General features: G+C 59.0%; 17 protein-coding genes. 13 read left to right on the top strand and 4 right to left on the bottom strand.

From position 1 onward, the window contains the following. The 8 genes from HUU60_08705 to HUU60_08670 form a co-directional block, all read left to right on the top strand. Positions 1-589, top strand: a 589-nt coding sequence (locus tag HUU60_08705; GenBank protein ID NUL82785.1) for a DUF4258 domain-containing protein, incomplete at its 5' end; no start/stop codon positions are given. A 20-nt stretch (positions 590-609) separates the two neighbouring features. Then, on the top strand, positions 610-960 hold the full coding sequence (locus HUU60_08700; protein ID NUL82784.1) for a hypothetical protein: 351 nt from the start codon (positions 610-612) through the stop codon (positions 958-960). Between the two features lie 101 nt (positions 961-1061). Beyond that, on the top strand, positions 1062-1577 hold the full coding sequence (locus tag HUU60_08695) for a hypothetical protein (protein NUL82783.1): 516 nt from the start codon (positions 1062-1064) through the stop codon (positions 1575-1577). A gap of 461 nt (positions 1578-2038) precedes the next feature. Then, on the top strand, positions 2039-2872 hold the full coding sequence (locus HUU60_08690) for a hypothetical protein (GenBank protein ID NUL82782.1): 834 nt from the start codon (positions 2039-2041) through the stop codon (positions 2870-2872). A 285-nt stretch (positions 2873-3157) separates the two neighbouring features. Then, complete coding sequence (locus HUU60_08685; GenBank protein NUL82781.1) at positions 3158-4090, top strand: hypothetical protein; 933 nt, start codon at positions 3158-3160, stop codon at positions 4088-4090. A gap of 110 nt (positions 4091-4200) precedes the next feature. Further along, entirely contained in the window at positions 4201-5325 is a 1125-nt protein-coding gene (locus HUU60_08680) for a hypothetical protein (protein ID NUL82780.1), read from the top strand. 64 nt (positions 5326-5389) lie between these two features. Next, positions 5390-6298, top strand: coding sequence for a hypothetical protein (locus HUU60_08675; protein ID NUL82779.1), 909 nt, complete (start codon positions 5390-5392; stop codon positions 6296-6298). Between the two features lie 42 nt (positions 6299-6340). Further along, positions 6341-6811 (top strand): VOC family protein, encoded by a 471-nt coding sequence (locus tag HUU60_08670; protein ID NUL82778.1) that lies wholly within the window; start codon positions 6341-6343, stop codon positions 6809-6811. On the opposite strand, the gene HUU60_08665 is transcribed toward HUU60_08670, so the two are convergent. The 4 genes from HUU60_08665 to HUU60_08650 are packed head-to-tail and all read right to left on the bottom strand — an operon-like array spanning position 6789 to position 10294. Then, positions 6789-7385, bottom strand: a complete 597-nt coding sequence (locus HUU60_08665; GenBank protein NUL82777.1) for a lysoplasmalogenase — start codon at positions 7383-7385, stop codon at positions 6789-6791. The genes HUU60_08670 and HUU60_08665 overlap by 23 nt on opposite strands. Beyond that, positions 7382-8596, bottom strand: coding sequence for an alpha-L-fucosidase (locus HUU60_08660; protein ID NUL82776.1), 1215 nt, complete (start codon positions 8594-8596; stop codon positions 7382-7384). The genes HUU60_08665 and HUU60_08660 overlap by 4 nt, the downstream gene beginning before the upstream one ends. Before the next feature lie 42 nt (positions 8597-8638). After that, a complete protein-coding gene (locus HUU60_08655; protein NUL82775.1) occupies positions 8639-9355 on the bottom strand; it encodes a carbohydrate-binding family 9-like protein in 717 nt (238 codons plus the stop codon). A gap of 18 nt (positions 9356-9373) precedes the next feature. Then, positions 9374-10294 (bottom strand): hypothetical protein, encoded by a 921-nt coding sequence (locus HUU60_08650; GenBank protein NUL82774.1) that lies wholly within the window; start codon positions 10292-10294, stop codon positions 9374-9376. Positions 10295-10431: 137 nt separating this feature from the next. Here HUU60_08650 and HUU60_08645 point away from each other — a divergent pair, with 137 nt between their 5' ends. From HUU60_08645 to HUU60_08625, 5 genes are all read left to right on the top strand, one after another. After that, positions 10432-12978 carry a hypothetical protein gene (locus HUU60_08645; protein ID NUL82773.1) on the top strand — a complete coding sequence of 849 codons (2547 nt, stop codon included), beginning with the start codon at positions 10432-10434 and terminating at the stop codon, positions 12976-12978. Between the two features lie 141 nt (positions 12979-13119). Beyond that, positions 13120-17223, top strand: a complete 4104-nt coding sequence (locus HUU60_08640) for a S8 family serine peptidase (protein NUL82772.1) — start codon at positions 13120-13122, stop codon at positions 17221-17223. Positions 17224-17322: 99 nt separating this feature from the next. After that, positions 17323-21345 carry an Ig-like domain repeat protein gene (locus HUU60_08635; GenBank protein ID NUL82771.1) on the top strand — a complete coding sequence of 1341 codons (4023 nt, stop codon included), beginning with the start codon at positions 17323-17325 and terminating at the stop codon, positions 21343-21345. Between the two features lie 75 nt (positions 21346-21420). Continuing rightward, on the top strand, positions 21421-23274 hold the full coding sequence (locus tag HUU60_08630) for a hypothetical protein (GenBank protein NUL82770.1): 1854 nt from the start codon (positions 21421-21423) through the stop codon (positions 23272-23274). Between the two features lie 13 nt (positions 23275-23287). Next, entirely contained in the window at positions 23288-24871 is a 1584-nt protein-coding gene (locus HUU60_08625) for a hypothetical protein (protein ID NUL82769.1), read from the top strand. The last annotated feature ends 69 nt before the right edge of the window (positions 24872-24940 follow it).

Raw genomic sequence — 24940 nt, 5'->3', positions numbered from 1 at the left:
ACTTGCGGGAGCAACGAACGAAGATTTCAGCCGAAGAGAGTTCAACGGCAATCTGGCCGCAAAGGGATTCGCTCAGGCCGATGTTGCCGGCGAAATAGGCGGATTCGTGCTGGAATCGGCTCCCGGCTCCGGGCTGCTGATGGCCGGCTACGGCAGAGACGGTCGCGGCAGGCCGATCTCCGACTGCGACCGAGTTCTTAGCGGCCTTTCTGACCTGCCGCTGATAGGAGCGGCGGGAAAAGCGGCAAGGGGTGGAAAGAAGTTCTTCGGCGCTGGCCATGAAGCTTTTAGAATTGGCGATGATGTAAGCCCAAGATCACCAGTAGGCGTCCGCGGCCACAGGGAGCGTGCCATACCCGCCGGACAGAACCTGCCAGGCGAAGTCTTCGGCAGAAGGTACACTGGACATGCTTTCGATCAAATGCAGGCCCGAGGCATCTATCCTTCCGCCGTTGAAGAGGCCATAAATCAAGGAGAGTCAGTTCCCGGCCGTGCTGGGCGTACTGTCTTCTGGGACAAGAGCAACGGTATGGCAGTCGTCTTGGAGATGGACGGCACAGTCGTTACTGTCTATTGGAAAACTAAATAGTTGATAGCTACTGCACTGGAATGATGAATGTTGATGAACTTGAATATGGTCTGCGCCAGCTGGATCAAATCCACCTTCGCCTTGAGTGGATACTGTCCGGAAAGATATCGGTGCCATCTCAAAAACTTGGCCTAATAGTATCTGATATTAGGGCATTTCTGGCGGTCTCGACCATCTTGTCGTTACAATTCCAAAAAGATGTTGATACAGCATTATCTAAAATTGATTTGTTAGTTTACGATTGGCTCGCCGATGGTGCTCCATGGTCCACTGATGAGATGAAACAGGCCATGTGTGGTTTCCGCCAAATTGCGGCTCTAATAGAGAAAGAACAAGTTCGAGTGCGAGCGTGCTTGTCAAGTAAGGAATGAGCAAAGACGGAGTGCGAATTGAGCTAATCGAATAGCGGCACTGTTTCTTCTCAACGGTCAGTCCGATTGCCCGGTACGACTACGACGCGAGCGGCAGGCTCTTGCCGTCCAGCTCGCCCGACGACTTCAATCAGCCCTATCGGTTTCAGGCAGCCTCGGGGAAACGATGGGAACCCGGTCTAGGCGGATACGCCGACGACTCGGGCAATTTCAGGGTAGCAGAGCTGGGAACCCCCCAGAAAGCCCCGCTCGTCATGCCCGAGGGCAGCGTCGGCATCCCGACCGAGGAGCCCTACGACGGCTTCTACTTCACCGACGAAGGCCTCTATCTCGATGCCAACGGCAGACAGCTTCCGCGCCAAGGCAAAGGCTGCGAGCGCGGGATTGCCGCGCTGGCTAGGCTCAAGACGGCCGCGACCTTTGCGGCCAACGCCAATCCCGTCGAAAGCGTTCGCGCGGGCATCTCGGGTCGCGATTGCTGGGGCGAAGAGATGGGGTATCTTGATCGCGGGCTTTCCCTCGCTGGCGCATTCCCCGCCCTGGGCGCGCTCGACGACGGGGCTAGGCTCGCGGTTCAGACCGGCAACAGTTTACTAAGATTTAGAGATGATGCCTAAGCGCTCGATCAGTTTGTAAGACATGCTGGTAAGCTTGGCGCCAAGAACTTTGATGAGTATGTGGGGTTGGCTTTGGATCTTGCGACGCGACCAGGCACGCTGACCCACCTCCGTAAGAGTGGGGACTTGGCTGTTATGGACCCGAATACGTTCGAATACATGGTGATTGCGAAGGATGGGATTCTAAGGACTTTCTATAAAATAGACGAAATAAAACAGTCTTGTTACTGGCAGAAGGAGTTGTTGCGTTGACATTGAAATTGTCCGACCAAGACATTGCTGGAATCGACGCTTATTTGTCTCAGTATCCAAGCGCCGGGTTTTCTTTTAACGCGCAACAAACGCTTGAGAACAAGCTTCACTGTTGGGCATCCTGCGTTCGCGACTTGAGGCGCCGGAAGACAATGACCTTGGACGATCATATTCAAGACCTTGCGGCCAGATGCTCCTTGGAGGAGATAATGACGCACCTGACACCCGAGACGAGAGAGAAGCTTCAGAATCTCCTCGTCCCGCTGGACGAGGAGTTCTTTCGACTAACCCTGCCCAGGCCGCATATCTACCCAGAGGCTGGAAAGTGGGCGCGCGTGCCCCTCGACCCCAGCGAGGAGTTTCTTGAAGACAAGATGTATTGGGAAGAGCCTGAGCCTCCCGTTCTCTCCGTCGATTTTTTCATGATGCCAGAGGAGCTGTGGCGTTTCATCGCGCGCTTTGCCACGACGCACAGCGCTTGGGTGGTCTCGGAAAATGGAGTCGACAACGCGCGCATCCACCAAAATCCAGAGCCGGAGTTGGCTGAAGCGTTCCAAGGAGCGACTGGATGCCTCGTGGTATGCATCGGCCAGGAAGCTATCAGTCCGCCGATGTTCGCTGAGTTTCAAATCCCGCTCGAAGGCGACTTCCCGATCCGCAACCGGAAGTTTCTTGATGGAGTGAAGTCGCAGTGTGTCAAGTTGGTGGTTATAAAGCAGTCGAGGGATAACACTGCGTTGCCGCTCAGTTCGGCGTTCATTTCTGAACGAAAATGGTTCGCCGATCGTGGAGTGGACCCGGCCCCAGCCGAGAAATACGCACAATTTTTCGAAAAGGAACTTCTTCAAGTCTTCGACAAGCACATTGTCGCCGAAGTAGTCGATCCCGTGGCCGATGTCGCGATTGCCCGACATCACTTAACGGCGAAGACGGCAGTGTGGGTCCGACAAGGCAATTCGCTGACCGTCCGCGGCCACTACCCGCACGAATGCCTCGTCCGTCTTGCCGAGAGACCTAAGAAGCCCTCTAAGCGCAAAGATTAGCAAGATTGATTTAGAGCATTGTGTCTGAGCTCATAGCTCCTGCGGCGCGCAAGTGAACTCAGCAACCTCAATTAGTTAGTCTCGTTCGACCTCCGTCTCCATCGCTGCCCGATACCACTACGACGCGCTGGGCGGGCTGAGGGCCGACAGCGAGCCGGACGGGTTCCATCAGCCCTGCCGACTGGCCGCTGCATCGGGCGCGCTGTCGACCGCCCTGTCCCCCTGCACCTGTTCGAACCCGCGTACGATTACGACCAGTCGGGCGGCAAGGAGACGGGAGACCTGTTGCGCCAGACCGAGACGTTCGGAGATGGCCAGAATCCCCTCTTTACCATCGTCCAAGAGCGCGACTATTGGCCCGACGGCTGCCTGAAAGAGCCCCGCGTTAAGCGCGGAACCGAACTGCTGGCCAGATACGAGTTCGAATACGAAGCCTCCGGCAACCTGGCCAAAATCAAGCGCAACGGACAAACCATCGCCCTCTACGGCTACGACGGCGCCGGGCGGCTCATGTCCCAATCCTCCGATGTCGCGGGAGGATCGCTCGGGGTTACCCTCGAACGGGCGGACGACCAATCCTTGGGCGCGGTCGGGCGCATGCGCTGGACGTTCTTCGACGACCAAAGCAGCCAGACGCTGGCCGAGTTCGACTACACAGGCTTCGACGGTCTCGGCTGGTACAAGGACGGCTCGCTGCGCCAGGCCGAGGAGACGGTCGGTGCCGAAACCGTCCAGCGCGAGTTCGACTACAACCCCGACGGATCGCTCGCCTACGAGGAGCGGGACGGCGTTCCGACGGCCTACCAATACCAGCACGGCTTCCTGACGCAGAAGGGCGCGGACGTTTACTCTTGGAACGGCAACAAGCTGACGGCCATCGACGGCCCGGACAAGCAGTGGCGGTTCCTCTACACCGCCAACGACGAGCGCTCGGCTTGGTACGAGTTCGCGGGCGCCTCGGGCGATGTCGACGGCGACGGCTGCGTGGACGACGCCGACCTGAACCTGGTGTTGGAGAGGTACGGCCAGCCGTGCACGGGCTGTCCCGAGGACTTGAACGACGACAGCGTCGTGGACGACCTGGATCTGGCCATCGTGCTGGAGACGTTCGGCCTCAACGCCTGGCAATGGCAGTACGACGCGCTGGGGAGAGTCGTCTCCGCTCAAAGCTGCAACGGCCACTATCAGTGCGAGTACGACCCTTCGTCGTCCGATTAACGGGGACAAGAGAACCCACGGCCGTTCCTACGGCTGGCTTGATCTCGGCGCTTGACTTCTGCGCCTTGGCAGAGCCATAATTTAAGCATACTTAAAATTAGGAGGCTCGAATGAGGATCGCACTGTTTGCTTTGCTTTCCATCGCCGTTTCTGGGTGCGCCATCGCAACGCCCCAGTTTGCCGAGGAGTATGGCGTCAATTGCTCGCGGTGCCATTCGCATGTGCCCAAACTGAACGCCTTTGGCGAGCGGTTTGCCGCACAGGGGTATCGCGACGAGACGTTGAAGAAGGTCAAGAGTCGGGCGGTCGCGCTGTGGGTCAGCGGTCTGGCACAGAATTTGCCCGCCAACGCCGACGACTATCGAGGCATTCCCAATCGAGTTGAACTGATCGGCGCTGGCCACATGGGCAACGGTTCGTATTTTGTCGAATGGCGCGCGCTGAGCCAAGAACTGAACGCGAACGGCTCGATGCGGGACCGAAGCGGTCGGTTCGAGGATATTTTCGTTAACCTGCCGATCGGCGACTCAACATCCGTTACCGTGGGGCAGTTTCGTGCAATGTCTCAGACAGATGTGAGTTTGAGGCTGAGCATTGCCGAGCCGACGCTCTTTGGCCAATCGCTGCCGGGGCCTGCCGCTCAGAATGCTCGTTTATCCGGGTTGCGCGGTTTCTCGCCTTCTGGGCGCTCGCCTTCTGTCCGATTGACGCAGTTTTGGCCAAAAGGCGACAGCCCTGTGGATGGGCTTTATGCGGTTGCGACGGTTCCGTTTGCGGGCGAGTTCTCAGTTCCGCTCAACTCGGGAGCACGAACCAACGCCAGTTGGGAGTTCGAATGGATCGCAAAGGGGGTCTTCCTCGAGGCGTACCAAAAGCGCGGGCTTGATTCGATTGGGCTTCAGGGCTTTCTGGGATCGCGCGATCGGCGATACGTGGCAGCAGTGGGGACATTGGAGCGCGGGCGCTGGCACGCGATGGGCGCCGTCGGGCGGGCCGAATGGAACGGCGGCAACGATTGGCGATACTTGGCCCAAGTCGAGAGAGTCCAATCGAGCGCGCTGGCCTTTGGGGCGCGGATCGACCATCGTCAAACTCCTGGCGCCAAGCCTATGCTGATCCCCTACATCAGTCTTGCCGGCCCCTCCAGCCATTGGACGGCCAAACTGGTGATCGAGGCGCGGCTGAGAGAGGGACAGAAGCCTCACCTCTTGGCAGAAGGCAGCCTGATCTTCTAACCTCGCCAATTCGTTGTATAATCTAAGCAGAGTCTGACCTTGGAGTTAGGCAAAGGAGGAGTTTATGTTTTTGACATTGCGAGCTCTCTCGCTTATCGTCGCTTCCACACTTTTGTTGGGGACCACTTTCGCGCAGACTCGTCTGCTCGCGATCGACAGTTCTCGCGTTCTCTACTCTATCGACCGGACGAACGGCGCGAAGACCGTGATCGGTACGGTATTCGGCACGCCGACCCCGGCCACGACCGGCGCGCTGGCCTACGATCGCAGGAACAACGTTGTCTACCTCAGCAGCACATCGGCCGATGCGTTGTTCAAGTTGGATCTGGGCACGCTCGAAACGACGCAGATTGGACCCTATGGCGACACGGCTATCGTCATGCACGGGATGGAGTATGACGACAGTACCGGCACGCTGTACGGCATGAGCTCGCACAATGCCGGCCTCTATCGCATCGATGTCAACACGGGCACGGCGATATTGGTGGGCACAGGCACAACGGGCGGATTCCAGAACCTGGGATACAATCCGTGCAACAACACGATGTACATGACCCACGGAGGTCAGGACAACACCTGGACGATCGATGTGCTGACCAACGACCGGACGCTGATTGGGTCGTTGCTCGGTTCGACTAACCCGAACGGCTTGGCGTTCGATCGGTTCTCGCAGGAGATGTTCCTGATCGACAACTCGACCGACAACCTGTACAAGCTGAACTTGGCGACCGGAGAAGGCGTTCTTGTCGGTTCGACCGGCTCGGGGAATTTGCTGGGTCTGATAATCATCGGCACGCCCGACATCACCGGCGACATTACGGGCGACGGATGCATCGACGACATCGATCTGGCGATCGTGCTGGAGGCCTTCGGCTCCGAGGGTCCCTGCATGAGAGCGGACGTGAACTACGACGACATCGTAGACGACGCCGACCTGGCGATCATCCTGTCGAACTTTGGGAATGGGTGTTGATGCTCATTCGGCGGCTCGGTTCTTGCTGAGCCGCCTTATTCCATGATCCATCCAAACGCAGACATTGGCCATGTGCATTTGAAGGTGGCCGATCTTGAGCGAGCGCTCAGGTTCTATTGCGATGTGCTCGGGTTCAAACTCACTCAGAGATACGGTCGTGGGGCGGCGTTCGTGGCGGCAGGCGGCTACCACCATCATATCGGGCTCAACACCTGGGAGAGTTTGGGCGGGCAACCTCCGCTGCCAGGCAGTACGGGGCTGTACCACTTTGCAATTCGCTATCCCACCAAGGCGGCGCTGGCCGATGCCTATCGCCGATTAGAGGCCGCTAGCATTCCGCTGGGCGGCGCCGCGGACCATGGAGTGAGCCTTGCTCTTTACCTGCGCGATCCCGATCAAAACGGGGTCGAACTTTATTGGGATCGACCGAAGGAAGAGTGGCCTTTCGCGCCGGACGGCAGTCTGGCCATGGTTAGCGAACCTTTGGACTTTAGCGAGTTGTTGGCCGAATAGCGCCCCAGCGAGCGATCAGCGCTTGGCCCGCCCAGTAGGTCGCTATGATCAGTAAGCCGCTCTGAGGCACGTCCCATATCCAGCGGTCGATGGCGATCAGGGTGTCGCTCAGCCCAAACAGAAGCGCTCCGGTTAGTGCGACCGACCCCGAGGCCGACGCCCGCGCCATCATCAGACAGATAATCGCAATATAGGCCGCCACAGGAGCGCGGAAGTCGCCCAGCTGATCCCAAGCCAGCCAATAGACGACCAATCCCCACAGAGCAAAGAACAGAAGGGCAGAAAGTCCGGGCTTGGATCGGAAGGCGCGGATGTAAGACAAATGCGCCAGGAAGAACGCGCCCATACCCGCCAAGAAATAAGCATCGCCTAAGTGCAACAACAGATCGCCCAGAGCAGAGAAGATCAGGCCGATAACGATCCATCGGTGGCCATTGTGCAGAGCGACCCAAGCCGCCATTGCCAGCGCAGGCGCGGGTTTGGCTATGCGCTCCCAAACCCCAAGATCTGAGTAGATGCCCGCGATGTAGGCGGTCGCCGCCAAGAGGCCAAGTAGAACAAGTCCCGATCTCACGCCAGCTCCAATCGAACGACGCTCATGCAGGGTTCGACCGCATCGTCTGGGATGTCGATCCAAAGCGTGCCGGGGATGTTCGACCAGGGCGCGCCGCCGATCCTCTTGTGCGTTACATCGACCCCGGAGCCCAAAAGCGTCGCCTTCTTGACCTCGTCCATCAAGCCCTTGACGTAAATCTGCCCCGGTCTGCCCGGCACGAAAAGGAAAATGCACTGACCATCGATCGAGCGCGTCGATGCGCCGTGATAGCCTTTCAGCAGTCCGCGGATCGTCTCATAGACGGCCTCTTGGTGCCGTCCGATCCAGTCGCCCAATCGTTCCAACACATCAACCTGCTCCGGCGGGATGGTGCCGTCCTCCATCGGACCAATGTCTAACAGCAGGTTGCCGCCGCCGCCGATCACGTCGCAAAAGATTTGAATCACTTGCTCTGGCGTCTTGTAGTTCCGATCGATCGGTCGATAGCCCCAGTTGTCGTTGATCGTCATGCAGAACTCCCACGGGCCGTCCGGCGCCTCCAACGGCAAACCCTGCTCGGGCGTGTCGTAGTCCCCATGTCCGCGCATTCTAGAGTTGAGGATCGCGTTAGGTTGCCATGCCTCGATTTGGCGGCGCAGTCCGGCCATGTCCCAGGTATCTGCATCGCGCTCCCAATCGCCGTCGAACCAGATTAGATCGATTTCGCCGTACTGGGTGCAAATCTCCTGTATCTGTCCGCGATGAAACGCGAGAAAGCGCTGCCAGGCGGCCATGTCGCTCTCGCCTTGTCGATAGGCATAGCGGTTTGCAGTTGCGTCGTTCGAACCGATGCTGGCGTAATCGGGATGGCTCCAGTCGAGATGAGAAAAGTAGAGGCCGACCTTCACACCGACCTTTCGGAGCGATTCGCAATAGGGCCGGATCAAATCGCGGCCCGCCAGGGTCTGCTTCACAACGCTCAAGTCGCTCAACTGGGTGTCGAACAGGGCGACTCCGTCATGGTGTTTTGCCGTGAGCACGGCATAGCGGGCGCCTGCCTTCTTGAAAAGGTTCGCCCAGGCGTCCGGGTCGTAGCGAGAGGCGGTGAATCCATGCCTCTGCGCCATGTACTCGTCGTAGGTCGTCTCGCCATTAAAGAAAGACCAAGATTCGGACGTTCCGTTGACGGCATAGATGCCCCAATGGATAAATATGCCGAGTTTTGCCGTGTGGAACCATGGCTGGAGCATGTTTGGGCATGTTTTCGCCGAAATCAGGGTCTTCCCTGCGACTTAAGGTCCGAACTGTAGGAATCCCCAGCGCTCTGGCATATGCATGTCGATCGCGCCTTGCGGCGTCCAGACCCAGTTCTCTTCCGGCACGTTCGGTTTCTTGACGATCTTGCCGTCGATCGCATCGATGTGCCACTCGACGCGCGAGAAGTTGATCCGCCACTGGTCGCCGATCCTGGGCGGAGGCGTGCCGTCCAGCGAGGCAAAAGGGATCGCCATCTCCACGCTCCAGCCGCGATCGATCGTGGTCGGGTCGTTCAGGCGACCGTCCACCCAGACCGCGGTTCGGAGCCCTTTGCAATCCCAGCCATGTAGCGCCGGTCCGCCTTCGCGATACGGCTTGACCAAGAAAAGGTCGAACACCGTGCCCAGCGCGTTGATTTCGATCTCGAAGTAGTTGCAGGTATCTCCGTCCGGGTCGATAAAAACCTCGAAGTCGTTGTCGTGAAAGACGATCGAATCGTGCTCGGTCAGCGTCGCCCAGACGCACGGCTCTTCCAACCATGCGCCGATATAGAGATGCTCGTCGTCCCAAAGCATCTTGAACCGCGTCTCGTAGGGCGGGTTGGGCTTCAGATCGCCTTCGATATCGACGAAAGGGTCCGACCAAGGCGCACCGTCCCACTCGTCCAGCTTACCGTCGATTACGATCGGCTTGGCGGCGCGACCGGCGACGTAGACCTTAGGCTGCACAGGAGAGCGCCCGACATGTTCGATGCCGGGCGCTCTGTCCAACTATCTTTGCCCCACGACAATGTCGCCGCGGCCAACACTTCCCGCGAACGAGTAGGCTGCATTCGCGCTGTTGCCTACGAATCGGAGCGTTATCGTGTCGGGCTTGCCGGCTCCGCCGGGCCTGCGATTATCCTGAACCCTAGCGTGCACGATTCCTTCGAAACGGCGCAAGCCGTCCCGTGTTCTTAAAATCATCACGCCTGGGCCGGAGAACTCCGCGACGTTTCCGTCGGAGTGGAACTCCCGCACATTGGGCAGTCGGATCTCGACGTGCCGACCGGTAACGTTCGAGGCCATCTCGACGAAGCTCAGATTCCCGCCAATGCGCGTTACGTCTCCGCAAACCTGCTTCATGGCTGTGAAGTCAAACTCGCCTCGACGGTTGTTCTCGCTCATTGCTGTGCCGCGACCGTGGGCGTGCCACATGCGGCAGTAGTTGGCGGCCGTGCCTACGCGGATGTCGCCGTGGGTTACTTCGCCCCGAAACTCGAACGGCGGATGGGTCGTGTTAGCAGCGACGAATCGAATGGCCAATGTGTCGCGATGCGCGGCAGTCGGCGGCCCGTTGTCCACCGCTACGACGCCGCAGTGGCCCTCGATGCGGCGCACAATACCGCCCTCGCGAACGTGCAAGATGGCAGGGCCGCCTAACTCGGCAGTACGCTCATGGACGCTCATCCGTTGAACGGCTGGCAGCACAAGGTCGGTGCCGATCACGTTGCTGGTCGCCATGGTAAAGCGAAAACTGCCGCCGATGCGAACTTCGCCGTCGCAGTCGACTCGGCGGGCGCCCAATGCAAAGTGGCCCGCCCGATCGCCTCCCCTGGCCATACCCTCGCCTGTTGCAAACTGAACCGTACAATCGGCCATCGCCAAAGCCGCGACGACCATCGCGCAGAGCGCGCTCATCAAGCGAATCATCTCTAAACCTCCTCTCGGTTTTGGTAGGCTGGCCACAAAGCCAGCCTGACGATTAGACCGAGCCTTTCAATTGCAGGGTTCCACGCGGGTCGCGTCGAATCCTGCAATTGAACTCTATAAAAAGAAGGTATCGCCCGATGAAAACGCTTTCGATGAAGGTCCTTTCAGTTTGTCTGACGGTTGTCGCGATCGCCCATGCCGATCCCGGATTTCGGCTGACGTCCGAGATGCTCGCTCATTTCTCTCCCCGCGCCATTGGCCCAACGAGCATGGGAGGACGGATCACCGAACTGGCCGTGGTCGATAAGAGCCCAAGCACTTACTATGTGGCCGCCGCTAGCGGCGGCGTTTGGAAGACGACCAACAACGGCGTTACCTTTGCGCCGGTTTTCGACAACGAATCGACCGCCTCGATCGGCGCCGTCGCCGTCTCGCAATCCAATCCCGATGTCGTGTGGGTCGGAACGGGAGAAGGCAACGCCCGAAACAGCGTCAGCTGGGGCGATGGCGTCTTCAAGAGCGAGGACGGCGGCAAGACCTGGCAGCACATGGGGCTCAACGAAACGCGGCAGATCGGCCGGATCGTGATTCATCCCAAGAACCCCGACGTAGTCTATGTTGCGGCGGTCGGACAGTTTTGGGGGCCTAACAAAGAGAGGGGGTTGTACAAGACGACCGACGGCGGCAAGACTTGGACCCATTCTATCGCGCTGAGCGAAAACTGCGGCGTTATCGACATTGCGATGCATCCGACGCAGCCAGACACGTTGTGGGCAGCCGCATACGGCGTCCGACGCGACCGATTCGCCAGCAATACGCCCGAATATCAGTTTGATCCGGACGCCGGTCTATACAAGACGACCGATGGCGGAAAGAATTGGAGAAAACTGAGCAAGGGATTGCCCGAGAACAAGATGGGGCGCATTGGTCTGACGGTCTATCCTCGCGATCCGAAGATCCTTTATGCCGTTATCCAGACCGAGCGCACTCGCTCCGCGCTGCAGGGCGAAACGACCTCGCGCGCAGACGAAGACCCTGCTACGGGCGGCATCTTCCGCTCGGACGACGGCGGAGAGAGTTGGAAGAAGTCCAACATCCTGTGCCCCAGACCCTTCTACTACTGCCAAATTCGCGTCGATCCCAACGACGACAAGACGGTCTATGTGTTGGGAGTCAGCCTGCACAAGTCGACCGACGGCGGCAAAGAGTTTCGGTCGAACGCCGCGTCTAGCGTCCATCCCGACCACCATGCCATGTGGATCAACCCGAACGATTCGAACCATGCGATCTTGGGATGCGACGGCGGCCTCAACGTAACCTACGACAATTGCCGTACTTGGGACTTCTTCAACAATTTGCCCATCGCCCAGTTCTATGCGGTCTCCTTCGACAGCCGAAAGCCCTACTGGGTGTACGGCGGCTTGCAGGACAACGGCACATGGGGCGGTCCAACGGCAACTAGATTCGGCGGAGTCTACTGGTACCACTGGATCAAAATCTGGGAAGGCGACGGATTCTACACTGCCGTCGATCCGACCGATTGGACGACCGTTTACGCCGAATCGCAAAACGGCGGTTTGGGCCGAGTGAATCTCGAATCGGGCGCAGGAGTCAGCATTCGCCCGACCGGCGATCAAGGGCGGCGATTCAATTGGTCCACGCCGTTTATCATCTCGCCGCACAACCCGCGCACGCTCTATGTGGGCAGCAACTTCATGCATCGCTCGGTCAACCGCGGCGACCGGTGGCAGACCATCAGCGAGGATCTGACCCGCGGCGCGCCGGCATCCATCTCGACATTGGACGAATCGCCCGTTCGTCCTGGCATTCTGTGGGCTGGCACAGACGACGGCAATCTCTGGCTCAGCAAGAACGGCGGCCAGGAGTGGACCGATCTGACCGATAAGCTTCCGAACGTCTCTCGCGAGCGGTGGATCAGCCGCGTAACCGCATCGCCGCATAACGTCGAACACGCATTTGTCGCCGTCGATCGACATCGCAACAACGACTACAAGCCCTATCTGCTCAAAACGACCGACTATGGCGAAACCTGGACGAACATTACCGGCGATCTGCCCGCGAACGGTTCCGTCTATGTCGTTCGCCAGCACCCGCAGAACGAGAACCTGCTCTTTGTCGGCACCGAGATCGGACTTTACGTCTCGACCGATGGCGGAGAGCATTACGAGCGCGTGCGCGGCGGATTTCCAACTGTGCCCGTTCACGATCTACAGATCAACACCGCCGAAAGCGAACTCGTCATCGCTACTCATGGGCGCGGCATCTACATCATGGATATTGGTCCGTTGCCTTACTTGACCGAAAGCATCAAGGAGTCGAGCGTCCACCTGTTCGAGCAAAAGCGCATTACGGTCATGCGCCCCATGCGAGGCAATCAATGGCAAGGGCCGAGGCAAGTTCGCTTTGACAACCCGTCCAACTCCGCGGCCATCTGGTACTACGTGGGCAAAGAACTGGCCGAAGGCGCAAGTATCGCTATCCGGGATGCTCTGGGCGAATCGTACATGACGGCCACGAGCGAGACCAAGCCGGGGCTCTATCGGATTGCCTGGAACCACCGCGGAGGCGCCGGGCGGCGCGCGGCCGGCAATGGCGACTATGTCGTCGAACTCAAATCGGGCGACGTTGCTTTGGTCAAGAAGGTTACGGTTACGACGGAGTAATCGGCTTCCCCAAAAAAGAAAAGGACGTAAGTCCCTTCCAAGTACGGGTTTTCCACAGTATACTATAGTGGAAAGCGAGGGCATTGGGCGTTGGCCCAAAACCGCGACGTTCGCCCCTGCTTAACTTCATGGAGGTGTAGGATGCAAAAGCGAAAGGAACCTAATCTTCGCTGGCTGCGCGCCGTTGCCCTGTCTGTCGTTGTGGCGGTCTCTGCTGTCAGCGTTGCGCAACCGATCGGCGAGCCGGAACGACCGCCGGTCGCTCCGCCGGCCCAAGTCGAGCCAGCCAAACCAGAACCAAAAGCGCCCGAAATGCGCGATCCCATCGGACCCGATGGCAAGTCGCTCATTCAGCGCATGGATCATCGAGTCGGAACGCCCGGAGGCTCGTTGGAGCCAAAGGGAGACTTGAAGCCAGGCATAGCGGGTCCTTTTGACGGCCAAGTGGTCCCCAAGAGGCACGTTTCTCGCTTTGGAGAGAAAGGCGAAAAGGTCGCCATCAACTACCTTTCGGGCGAGTTTGTGCCCCCAGCAGGGCAAAAGATTCAGCCTGAAATCTATCGCTTAGCCGCTTCTCGAATGGGTTCAGGCGTGCAGTCGGGCGTCGTGCCGGTTGTGCACGGCATGATTCTGCTCAATGGCTGGATGACCGACGAACTGAGGGAATGGCTGGCCAATCAAGGCGTTACCGTTTTCAATTACTATCCCTATTCGGCTTACACGGCATCGATCCCGGCCAATCGGTTGGAGACGATCGCCTCTCGCAACGAAGTGCGCTGGGTCGGAATGCCCAACGCTGTTCAGAAGTTAGAGCCGCTCTTGGCGCCATTTATGAATCAGGCGACGACAGCTAAAAGATCGCTCTACCTGAATCTGTTCGGCCCCGATACCGAGGGCGCGTTCAAGGCCTTCATGCAAGCCAACGGCATTACCGTCGGCTCGTACGAGAAGGGCCTCTTCTCCTACTACATCGAAGCCGATTCGGCAACAGTCGCGCGCTTGCTAGAAATGGACAGCGTGCTTTACATCGAGCAAGTCCCGGTCCATTCGGTTCAGCATACCGAATCGATGGCCTCGATCAGCGCCGACCGCCTGTGGGGCTCTTACGACGGCAATCACACCAGTTTGCCTCTCGTCAAAATCGGCGTGATGGACACTGGCTGGAACGCCGCGCACCAAGACTGGACGAATATCGTTGGTGGAACCGCGGGCTACAACCACACGACCGACCCCGACATTTGGAACGATGCTCACGGGCACGGGTCCCATGTCTCGGGCACCTTCTTTGGCGAAGGCGTCGCGCAATCTCGCTACCGAGGCGTTGCGCAAGGCCGAAGAGATTCAAACGACCCAGGCTGGGATTTTCTCCTTTCCAAAGTCTTTCGATCCAATGGGTTTTCAGAGGGCAACTCTGTGCTGGACGGCATCAATTCGCAAGCCGGTTCGGGCGGGGCCCAGTACACGCGCCGAATCGTCAACTACTCCGGCGGCGGCGGCGGCACGACATCCGGCACGAGCACACAGTCCCGAAGGCTTGACGAACTGTTCGCAGCCGACATGATGTACGTGGTGGCCGCTGGCAACTCGGGCTCGGGCTCGGGCACGGTGCTGATCCCCGGAGATAGCAAAGGCGCCATTACCGTCGGAAGCGTCTACGACAATGGGACAAGCACCGACGTGGTCTACCCCTCATCGTCCCGCGGGCCGACGGCGGACGGGCGCGTCAAGCCGGACGTTGCGGCTCCGGGCGCGTTCATCGACTCGGTCGGCAACAACGGTTCGACCACCGGCTACAACACGGGATGGACGGGCACCTCGATGGCGACGCCGCACGTTGCCGGTCTGCTGACCGGTCTCGTGCAGCACTACGCCGGCTCGGGCGGGCCCTCCTGGTTCTACAAGACCCTGATCATGGCAACGGCCATCGCCAACAGTGGAAGCCGTAACAACAACTATGGCGCCGGAAAAGTGGACGGCATGCTGGCTCACTATGGCATGGACGGCGGATGGCAAGCGTGGTGGGGCACGAACGGCGGCGCAGGCTCGATGAGCGTCCGCGACTTTACGCTTGGAGCGCCGGTCGCAAGACTGGTCGTCGTCATGACCTATCCCGATCCTCCCGCCGCAGGCGGCGCCGGCTCGGCTAGAGTCAACGACATCGATCTATGGCTGCAGCACGGCACGCTGACCACCGATCGGTCCGGACAATGGGCTTCGCGCTCCAGTTTCGACACGGTCGAGTACATCGTGGTCAACAACGCGCCTGCCGGCAACTATCGCATCAAGATCGACACGTGGAGCATGGCAAGCGGCGGCAGCCAGAACTGGGCGGTTACCTACAAAGTGATCGCCGGCGCGCCGACCGAGAACTACGCGCTGCAAGTCAACTACCCGGTCGCCTATCCGCCCAACGCGGACTTCAACATCAATGCGACCGCCATTGCGTCTTCGCATGTCGCTTCGGGCGTCTATGCCGACTTCGACCTGTTGACCGGCGGAACGGTCTACAACGGCCTGACTTACAACCGTCAGTCGCCAAGCGGCTCCAACGAAAGCTACTGGTTTGCTGGAGTCGACGCCATGAACATGGGGAACGCTCACGCGAGCGGTTGGAACCGAACGATGAACTTCTCGATGCGCGGCACGACCGAAGGCGTCAAGAACTTCCGAGTAACCACGACCTCTAGCAATGGCGGCACGAGGCAGGCAAACGCGAGCGTCATTATCGACGGCACGCCTCCTACCAACTGGGGCAGCCCGTTGCCGACGCCATGGGCCAACAGCCTCACGCCAACCTGCTCGGTCGTTGTTCAGGATGTGCTCTCCGGTCTCAATACCACCGCGCTGTACTACTGGTATTGGAACGGATCGACCTGGGTTGGACCGACCAACTGCACAACGGGCGCCGGCATGGGCAGCACGGCCTTAGAGCGCATCTACGCGAATACTGTGCCGTTCGGCTCAGAAGGAACGCACTGGCTCTACTTCCGGGCATATGATCGCGCCGGAAATTGGAGCGACATGCCCAACGTGCAGTTCAACATCGATGCCACTCAGCCGATCTTTACAACCTATACCCCCAGCGCCACCGTGTTTGGCAATCGCGTAACGGTGGTAGCCAGTTGTCAGGACGTTCTGAGCGGTCTCCGTAGGGCTAGCGCCTGGTATCGCTACTCGACCGATGGCGGCGCAACCTGGTCCGCCTGGGTTAACACGGTAACGACCGGAGCGGACGGCACGACGGCCGTTGAAACCATCACGGCGCCTAACATCCCGTTCCCCAACGCCAGCGCGACCAACAACCTCATGCAGTTCTATGTTGAGGACATGGCGGGCAACGCTCGATACAGCGATCCAATGGTCATCCGAACGACCAGCGCTTTCACACTGGTCGACGGAGGCGCAGAGTATTCCGAATCGAGCGCCTTTGGATCGGGCAATAGGCATAACTTCGTAGGCTTGGCAAACTTCAGGCCCAGTGGCAGCGTAGGCGACCAGTTGTTCCAAAACTGGTGGTTCTACCGCGTGCAGGGCAACAACCGCGAGTATGGGATTGGTAGCAACCTGATCTACTGGGATCAGCCCGCCCCCAATCGCATGTTGCTAGTTTACGATGAGCCGGACGATGAAGGTTCGACGCGCATCATTAGGTTCTGGCTGGACTACAACCTGTTCAAAACGGAAGGCGATACCGCCATCCTGCAGATAGACCACTACATTGAGAACCTGACGGGCGTCACCCGAACCGTTCACTTCTACAACTACACGGACTTCGATCTTTCTGGAACGGCAGGAGGCGATAGCGCGGCGAACATCGCGCCGGGCGTGCTGCGACAGACCGAGGGAAGCCTCTTTGCCACGTTGACCGCTAGGCCGCATCCCAACTTCTGGGAGATCGCGCCGTTTGCGAGCCTTCGGACCAAACTGCTCAATACGTCTGCCGACACGCTCGCCAATGCGACGTCGCCATCGATGAACTTCGACGCAACATTGGGCTTCCAGTGGAGTTACAACAACATTCCGACCGGCAACTATGTCGCTGGAACGATGTGGAAGACCATCGGTCGCCCGGTGATCTGGGGCGACATCAACAACGATGGCTGTGTGGACGATGTGGACTTGGCGATCGTGCTGTCGCAGTTCGGCGCCAGCGCCTACGGCCTGGCGGCCGACGTCAACGCCGATGGCGTAGTCGACGACGTTGACTTGGCGATCGTGCTGAGCTACTTCGGCACGGGTTGCTAAGGCTGTCGAGTACGTTGTGCTGCTGAATGGCCGGGCTTGCAAGCCCGGCCATTTTTTTCAGTTTCCGAAGTATAATCTTTAGGCAGGCTGTAGGAACTTATGATCCACTTAGGAAAGGGGTTAGTCATGGCGTCTCGGTTCGTTCTTGGAGTTTTTGCACTTTGCCTTGCAGGCTCGACTGTCGTTGCAACCGCACAAGAGATGGGAGCGGCGAGCGGCAAAGTCCAACCATTCGTTACAACCACCGATATCGAACCCATTTGGAAGGAATCCTTTAGATTTCTCGCCTCGCCGACCCCGATTAGCGACTTCGAGCCGCAAGTCGGTAACTCTTGGGCGCCGGAAATCCTGACCGACGAGGAAGGCCCAAGCATTCAAGCCGAGAGCCAGTTCTTTCGACACTTTGCAGGAATAGGGCCGAACGGCGCCTCGCCCCCCGATCCCAACCTAGCGGTCGGACAGAACCATTTGGTGATGGCGACTAACGACGACTGGGCGATCTACTCCAAAAATGGCCAGCAGCAGTATCGAGTCGACTTCAACGTTTGGCTCGCTTCGGACGATCTCTTTTTCAGCCCCAAGGCGCTCTTTGATCGTCACAACGGCCGATTCGTCATCTATGTGCTAAGGCGAAACGACCAAACGCAGCTCAGTTGGCACACGCTTTGCGTTTCCGACGATGGCGATCCTCACGGGACATGGTACGTCTACAACTTCGACGCCCGCCGCGACGGATCGAACTTGGTCGCACAATGGGCGGACGATCCTTACCTCGGATACACGGGCAACGCGCTGTTTCTGGCAGCCAACATGCGCGAGTGGAACGGAACTTTCAGATACTCCAAGATCCGAATCATCCGCTCGGCCGATGTCTATGCCAACCAAGCCGCAGGCTATTACGACATTTGGCAGATGCCGCATTGCACAGCCCCCGCACAGATGAACGATTGGTCGGTCGCGATGCCCGCGCTGTGGCTTTCGGCCAATGCCGCGGGGGGCAGTTCGGTTGCGCTGTTTCGAGTCCAAAACCCTCTAGCAGGCTTCTCGGGCGGCCAACCTACAGTAACGACCGAATCTGTGCCGGTTGGCGCCTATGTGCCTCCCCCCAACATTGCAGAGCCGGGCCGACAACCCGTTATCGCAACGCTCGACGCCAGGCTGATGGACCGTGTGGCTTTTGTCGGCGGTCGATTGTACGCAGCGCAGCACGTCGCGCTCGACCGCGGAACGGGCCCACGAGCCAACATCAAGATGTACGTCTTGGACATCAACCAGACGCCAACCTTGGTGCGAAAGGACGCGATCTATGGCCAGGATCGATACGACTATGCCTTCCCCAGCCTTCAAGCGACCGAAGAAAACGACCTGTTGACCGTCTTTACGCGCTCTTCGAACGTATTGGGCGAATATCTCTCTGCGCGTTTCTTTGGGTGGCCTGCCGGCGGCGTAATCGAATCGAGCAAGAATCTCAAGGCCGGCACGGGAGTGTTCGGCGGCACAGCATGGGGCCGTTACATGGCTGCCCAGCTGGACTATTTCCAAGGCAATCCAGCCGCCACAGTCTGGTTCGTCGGCCAGTATGCCACGGTCAACACCTGGGCCAACTGGATCTGCGAAGTCAGATGGACGGATATCCGAACTGAACTCATCGTCGATCCCAAGAACGCGGCGCCCGGGTCCAACGTTACCTTGACCGCCACGCTCAAAACGCGCGATCTGCAACAACTTTTGGTCGGCAAGGATGTGAACTTCTTTATCGGTCAGATGTACGCTGGATTTGGCGTTACCGATGCAAACGGCGTGGCTTCCACCGTGTTTGCGGTCCCCTCCAACTGGCCCAGCGGCAATCGAGAGATTCGCGCCGAGTTTCCTGGGGACATCGATCATCACCCAACGGTCGGGTTCTCTGCGCTCTCTCTAAGCCAGGCGGGAACCGTCATCACCGTTAGCGAAACCTCCGGAATGATAGGCGAGGTGATCCCTCTCACTGCTGTCTTGCGGCGTCAGGCAGACGGAGTGCCCCTTGGCAATCGAACGGTTACCTTCCATGCCTCTGGGCTGAACCTTGGCGAGGCCGTTACGGTCGGAAACGGCACGGCGACCCTTTACTATCGATTGGTCGACGAACTGGGCTCTGGAGAGATACAACTTTATGCTCGATTCGCCGGCGAGGCGGACCTTGCGCCCTCTGAGGGCGCAGCCCCGCTCACTATCCGTCAAACCGGCAGCACGCTTCAGGCCAACAATGCCTATGGCCGAATTGGCGAGCCGATCTCGCTGGTCGCCACCATGCGCCGCACGACGAACAACGGCTTGGTCGCAGGCAAATCGATACGATTCTCGGTTAATGGCGGAATCGTCGGATCGGCCGTTACTAATAGCGAGGGAGTCGCCTCTCTGCAGACCACCGTGCAAGAGAGCTGGCCCATTGGCGCGAGCCCGTTGCTGGCCGAATTTTTGGGCGACGCCAACTATGCGCCTTCTTCTAGCACGGTTACAATGAACGTATCGCAAACGGACGTCAGCATTTCTGTCGAGCCGGCGACCGGCGCAACGGGAGAATCGGTCAGCCTGCGCGCCACCCTCAGGCGAGGCACCGATTCCGCCCCAATTCCGGGCAAAACCATGAGCATGATCGTCTCGGGGACGATCGTTGGGACCGGGATTACCGACGCGAACGGCCAGGCAACCGTCAGCTACGTCGTGCCCAGCAGCCTGGGAATGGGCGTCCGAACTTTGCAAGGGTCGTTTTCGGGCGACGCAGTTTACCGTTCCGGCTCTGGGACTTCGACTCTTACGGTCGTTCAAGCGGAAACTCGAGTTTCTGTCGATCCAGGCGTTGCAACCATCGGAGCTCAAACGACGCTTTCGGCCACGCTCCGCAGAAGTACCGACAACGCGCCATTAGGCAGCATGTCCTTGAACTTTTTTGTTGACGGCATTTTCGTTGGAGCGGCGTTGACCAATGCCTCTGGCTTTGCGCAGAGACCGGTAACGCTGCAAGACACTTTTCAAGCAGGCACCAAACCGCTGACCGTAACGTATGGCGGCAACGACCGCTATAGACCGGGAGAAGGAGAGTCGACGGTGCTCGTCAACCGATCGCCCACAACGCTGACGCCGTACAACGTTGCGGCAGGCATCGGCGCAACAGCGGCTCTCTCGGCTACGTTGAGAAGAAACACGGATAACGGCATCATCGCCGGGCGACCCGTTCGATTCCTCGTCGAGGGCCAGTTCGTAGGCACAGCCCAGACCAACAGCAGCGGTTTGGCGGTTTTTCTCTATCCGGTTCCCGAATCGCTAGGTCTCGGCCAGAAAACCTTCACGGCCCAATTCGATCAAGATTCGGCGTACGAGTCTTCGAGCGCAAACGGATTCCTAACGGTCAACAAGCCCGGTACCGTAGTCGCGCCCTTGGAATGGGCCGCCGTGGCCGGCAGTCTCACAACGTTGAGAGCGCAAGTAAGGCGCAACACCGATAACTATCCTTTGGCGGGTCGAACGATTCAGTTCAAAGTCAACCAAGTGCTCGTCGGGACCGCTCAAAGCGACTCGAACGGCATCGCCACGCTGACTTACCTGGTTCCAGCCGCTCTCGGTCTTGGGTTTTATCCCATCACGGGCACCTTCACCGGAGACGATCTCTACTTCGGCGGCGTCGGCAACGCCAATCTCTATGTCCACCGTTCGGTTGTAACGGGAACGCTCGATCTTGAAGGCCTTGCGCGCGACGAGTTCGGCATCTCGGTGCAATATGCATTTACGCGGGGAGCCAACACGGAGAGCAAGACGATGACGCTCGGCCCTGGAGGGGCATTCGCAGTCGGCACAGACTTCATTGGCGCCGACGCCAGTCTCAGTGCTCGTGTTCTGGGAGGCAGCTGGCTTCGTCAGAGGCACACGGGCTTAGTCCTGGGCGGAGTTGCAACGAGAAACTTCTCGTTGATAAATGGCGACGCCGACGGGAACAACCAAGTAGAAGACGCAGACCTGGCGATTGTGCTGACCAACTTTGGCGGCACAGGTTCATCCGCCGACCTGAATCGAGACAGCGCTGTGGACGATGCCGACCTTGCCATCGTGCTCAGTTCGTTCGGCCGTTCGGGCGATCCTCAGTAGAATTGCCGGAATCCGCTGTATACTTTAGCATAGCAGACGCGGATCGATAGATCCGACGCTGCAAGGAGGCTTACCATGCTTTTCAAGCGCGCGCTTGCGACAGCGTCGTTGGCAGTCCTTTGTTCGCTCGCTGTGTGTCAAACGTCGACTATCAACTTTCAGGGCCAGTTAAGGGACGCCGGCTCCCCCGCTAACGGCCAGTACGACTTTCAATTCGTCCTCTTCCCAGACGACATCACCGTGAACGTTGGCGATCTGCAGGTTACCAACGGGCTGTTCACAACCCCGCTCAACTTTGGCTCCGGCCCATTCACCGGCGCAAACAAGGAAATCGAGATTAGGGTGAGGCCTGGCGCCAGCGGCGGAGCCTATACCACGCTCGCTCCAAGGGTCGCCGTTACGTCGACCCCATACGCCATTCGCACGGCGGTAGCGAATGCTCTCGCGCTGCCATGGATAGGGTCCGCCACCACAGTTGGAACGGCGCTCGGTGCCATCAACAATCAGGCCACTGGCAACGCCTACGGACTGTTCGGCCGATCCGACTCGGATTTGGGCAGAGGAATCTATGGTCTAGCCCAGCACGCAACCGGCTCAAACTACGGAATCTATGGCGCTTCGACCAGTTCTGCGGGCACCGGCGTGTTCGGAATCCATTCCGCAACGTCAGGCACAAACCCAGGCGTCTGGGGACAGACTAACTCGACCGATTCGAGCGCCAACGCAATAGTGGGCGAGGTAACGTCGACGGCTCCTGGAGGCTCTTCGGCCGGAGTTCGCGGTATCAATCGGGGCACCGGGTTTGCCGGCATCGGAGTGTACGGATCTCAGGCCGGTTCGGGCTATGGCGTTTATGGGACGTCGCCAGCGGGTCGCGGCGTTTATGGCCATGCGAGCGATGCGACTGGGGTTAATTTTGGCGTCTTTGGATCTACTTCAAGCGCAGACGGGTATGCCGGATACTTTTCACAGCGCGTCTACGCCTTTCAGATAGGCGTCGGCACAACGCAGCCGGAGTCCAAGCTGCACGTCAACGGCGGCACCGATAGCGAGCCGGACGGCGGAGGCTATATTGTCAGCGGCTCTGCGATCGGAACGAACATCTCCATCGACAACAACGAGATCATGGCGCGAAACAATGGCGCAATCTCTACGCTGTTCCTGAATCATAACGGAGGCGATGTTCTGATCAATGGTCTGAACGGTGCCGGCAATGTCGGCATCGGCCTTACTTCGCCTGCGACAAAGCTCCATGTCGAGGGCGGTTCCGATAGCTCGCCCGCGGGCGGCGGTTTTCTGACCGTTGGTACAATCGCTGGGCTTAACATCTCGATCGACGATAACGAGATCATGGCGCGAAACAATGCGGCCACCGCAACGCTCGCGCTAAATGCCAGCGGCGGCAATGTGAACCTGATCCAGTCCGGCACCGGCAACGTCGGTATCGGCACGGCGTCTCCCGTTACAAAACTCCATGTCAACGGAACCACTCGAACCGACATTCTTGAAATCGTCGGCGCCGACTTGGCCGAGAAATTCCCGGTCTCTGAAACCGTAGAGCCTGGAACGGTAGTAGCCATCGATTCCAAGAACGCTGGTCAACTCTGCCTAGCCCGCGGCGCCTACAACCGCAAGGTCGCAGGCATCGTAAGCGGCGCAAACGAGCTTCCGGTAGGCGTGGTGCTGGGCCACCTGCCCGGTATGGAAGATGCGGTTCCCGTCGCTATGAGCGGTCGAGTGTGGGTAAAGGCCGATGCGACCGAACGAGCCATCGAAGCAGGCGACCTTCTGACTACGTCCAACATGGCCGGCCATGCGATGAGCGTCCGCGACTATGCAAAGGCGCAAGGCGCGATCATCGGCAAGGCAATGACGAGTCTGGAGAAGGGTAAGACCGGCATGGTTCTAGTACTGGTCAACCTGCAGTAAAGGAGGCAAACCAATGAGACGATTGCTATTGATCGCCGCCTGCGTCGGCCTCGCCTATGCCTGGGCGCAAGAGCCAGAACCGTCGGAGGAACATTCCGTCGACGGCGCTCCGCAACATAGAGTCACGAAGGCAGGCTTCCCGGGACCTAGGCTAATGCCGGGCAGCCCTGCGCTGCCCTTTAACTTGCCTAAGACGGAAACCCCGCCCATGCATTGGCACGGCTATCAAGACGCGCCCGACTTCATGCCTGCGGGCTACGCGGTCGATGCGCCGCCCGACATTCTCAAAGGCCTGCGCTGGATCGAGCATCCGGAAGGCGGCTTTGTCGCTGCGGTCGAACTTCGATCCGAAGGCGCCAAGGCGCTTAGGGTGCGGTTCAAGGGCGACATGGGGCGAAACGGCGAAGTGGTCCGCGTCTACGATCCAGTGGGCGGCTACTCGTTTGGCCCGTACACGCTGCCCATCATGAACGAAGACCAGACTTGGTGGACGACCATCATCTTTGGCGATCAGATCGGCCTAGAGTTCTATCTGCCTCCGGGCGCGACTCCGGCCGGATTGCCGCCTATCGATGGCATCAACTACTTCTTTGCCGGCCCCGATTGGGATAAAGCGTTTGAAGACGCGGGCATTCAAGGATGCACGCATCGCGACGTAGCCTGCGAAGCCTCCTGGCGCGATACGGAAGCTCGGGCCGTCTGTATGTTGGCGACTCTGAGCGGCAACAACGTCAGCGGCTTTTGCTCGGGCGGTACCCTCAATCGAAGCCCGTCCGACCTGGCGCCTATCGTGATGACGGCCAATCACTGCATCGGCACCCAAGGATCGGCCAACAACACGACCTTTGTCTGGAACTTCCAGAACACAACCTGCAACGGCACGCCGCCAGCCGCAAACTCGTGCCCCCGCAGCGTGGGAGCGATCTTGCTCAAACGCCACAGCGGCAGCGACTGGAACCTGCTAGGATCCTACGAACAAGTCGCCGCTAGCTGGTACATGGGCTGGACCAGTAGCGGATCGTGGTCCGGCGGATCGTCCGCATTTGGCATCCACCATCCAGGCGGAACGTTCAAGCGATTCTCCTCTGGATCGTTGCTGCAGGCCGACAACGATCGGTGCTTCTGTCCGGCAGGCGTTACCACCTGCGACACCAACCAAGGCTGCTTTCTGGCCGATGTGTGGAGCGTTAGTTACAACGTCGGCTTTACTGCGCCGGGATCGTCGGGCTCGCCCTTGATGGACGGCAATAGGCAGGTGCGGGGCACGCTGACTGGCGGGCCGAACGATTGTGCTACGTCTCGATACGGCCGATTGTCGGAGGCCTATGTTAACGTTCAGTATTACTTGTTCAACATGGCCAATCCTACCTATGTGGTTCAGGGAGCCGGAACCGACGGCGGCAATAACAATGGCAGCAGCGAGCGCGGCACTTCGGCCAACCCGTTCAATACCGTCTACGAAGCGACGTTCTGCGTTCCAGGCGGCGGTTCCGTCAACATCACGCCCGCCAACTATAACGAAAGGTTCACGCTGTGGCGTCCGATGACGCTGCGCCGACAAGGATCGAGCGGTATTGTTCGTATCGGTTCAAACTGATCCAATCATCGGGAGCAGGCTCAGCCTGCTCCCAACCTTTCCATAGAGTAAACTTCTCTCATCTTTGAG

This window comes from Armatimonadota bacterium (assembly GCA_013359125.1).
GTDB lineage: Bacteria > Armatimonadota > Fimbriimonadia > Fimbriimonadales > GBS-DC > JABWCR01.
The sequence above is the reverse complement of the archived record's forward strand: the minus strand, read 5'-3'. Positions and strand labels throughout refer to the sequence as shown.

Excerpts from the sequence above, each read along its gene's own strand:
- HUU60_08700 (NUL82784.1), top strand. The coding sequence starts at position 610 with ATGATGAATGTTGATGAACTTGAATATGGTCTGCGCCAGCTGGATCAA.
- HUU60_08690 (NUL82782.1), top strand. The coding sequence starts at position 2,039 with ATGACGCACCTGACACCCGAGACGAGAGAGAAGCTTCAGAATCTCCTC.
- HUU60_08680 (NUL82780.1), top strand. The coding sequence starts at position 4,201 with ATGAGGATCGCACTGTTTGCTTTGCTTTCCATCGCCGTTTCTGGGTGC.
- HUU60_08675 (NUL82779.1), top strand. The coding sequence starts at position 5,390 with ATGTTTTTGACATTGCGAGCTCTCTCGCTTATCGTCGCTTCCACACTT.
- HUU60_08670 (NUL82778.1), top strand. The coding sequence starts at position 6,341 with ATGATCCATCCAAACGCAGACATTGGCCATGTGCATTTGAAGGTGGCC.
- HUU60_08660 (NUL82776.1), bottom strand. The coding sequence starts at position 8,596 with ATGCTCCAGCCATGGTTCCACACGGCAAAACTCGGCATATTTATCCAT.
- HUU60_08650 (NUL82774.1), bottom strand. The coding sequence starts at position 10,294 with ATGATTCGCTTGATGAGCGCGCTCTGCGCGATGGTCGTCGCGGCTTTG.
- HUU60_08645 (NUL82773.1), top strand. The coding sequence starts at position 10,432 with ATGAAAACGCTTTCGATGAAGGTCCTTTCAGTTTGTCTGACGGTTGTC.
- HUU60_08640 (NUL82772.1), top strand. The coding sequence starts at position 13,120 with ATGCAAAAGCGAAAGGAACCTAATCTTCGCTGGCTGCGCGCCGTTGCC.
- HUU60_08635 (NUL82771.1), top strand. The coding sequence starts at position 17,323 with ATGATCCACTTAGGAAAGGGGTTAGTCATGGCGTCTCGGTTCGTTCTT.
- HUU60_08630 (NUL82770.1), top strand. The coding sequence starts at position 21,421 with ATGCTTTTCAAGCGCGCGCTTGCGACAGCGTCGTTGGCAGTCCTTTGT.
- HUU60_08625 (NUL82769.1), top strand. The coding sequence starts at position 23,288 with ATGAGACGATTGCTATTGATCGCCGCCTGCGTCGGCCTCGCCTATGCC.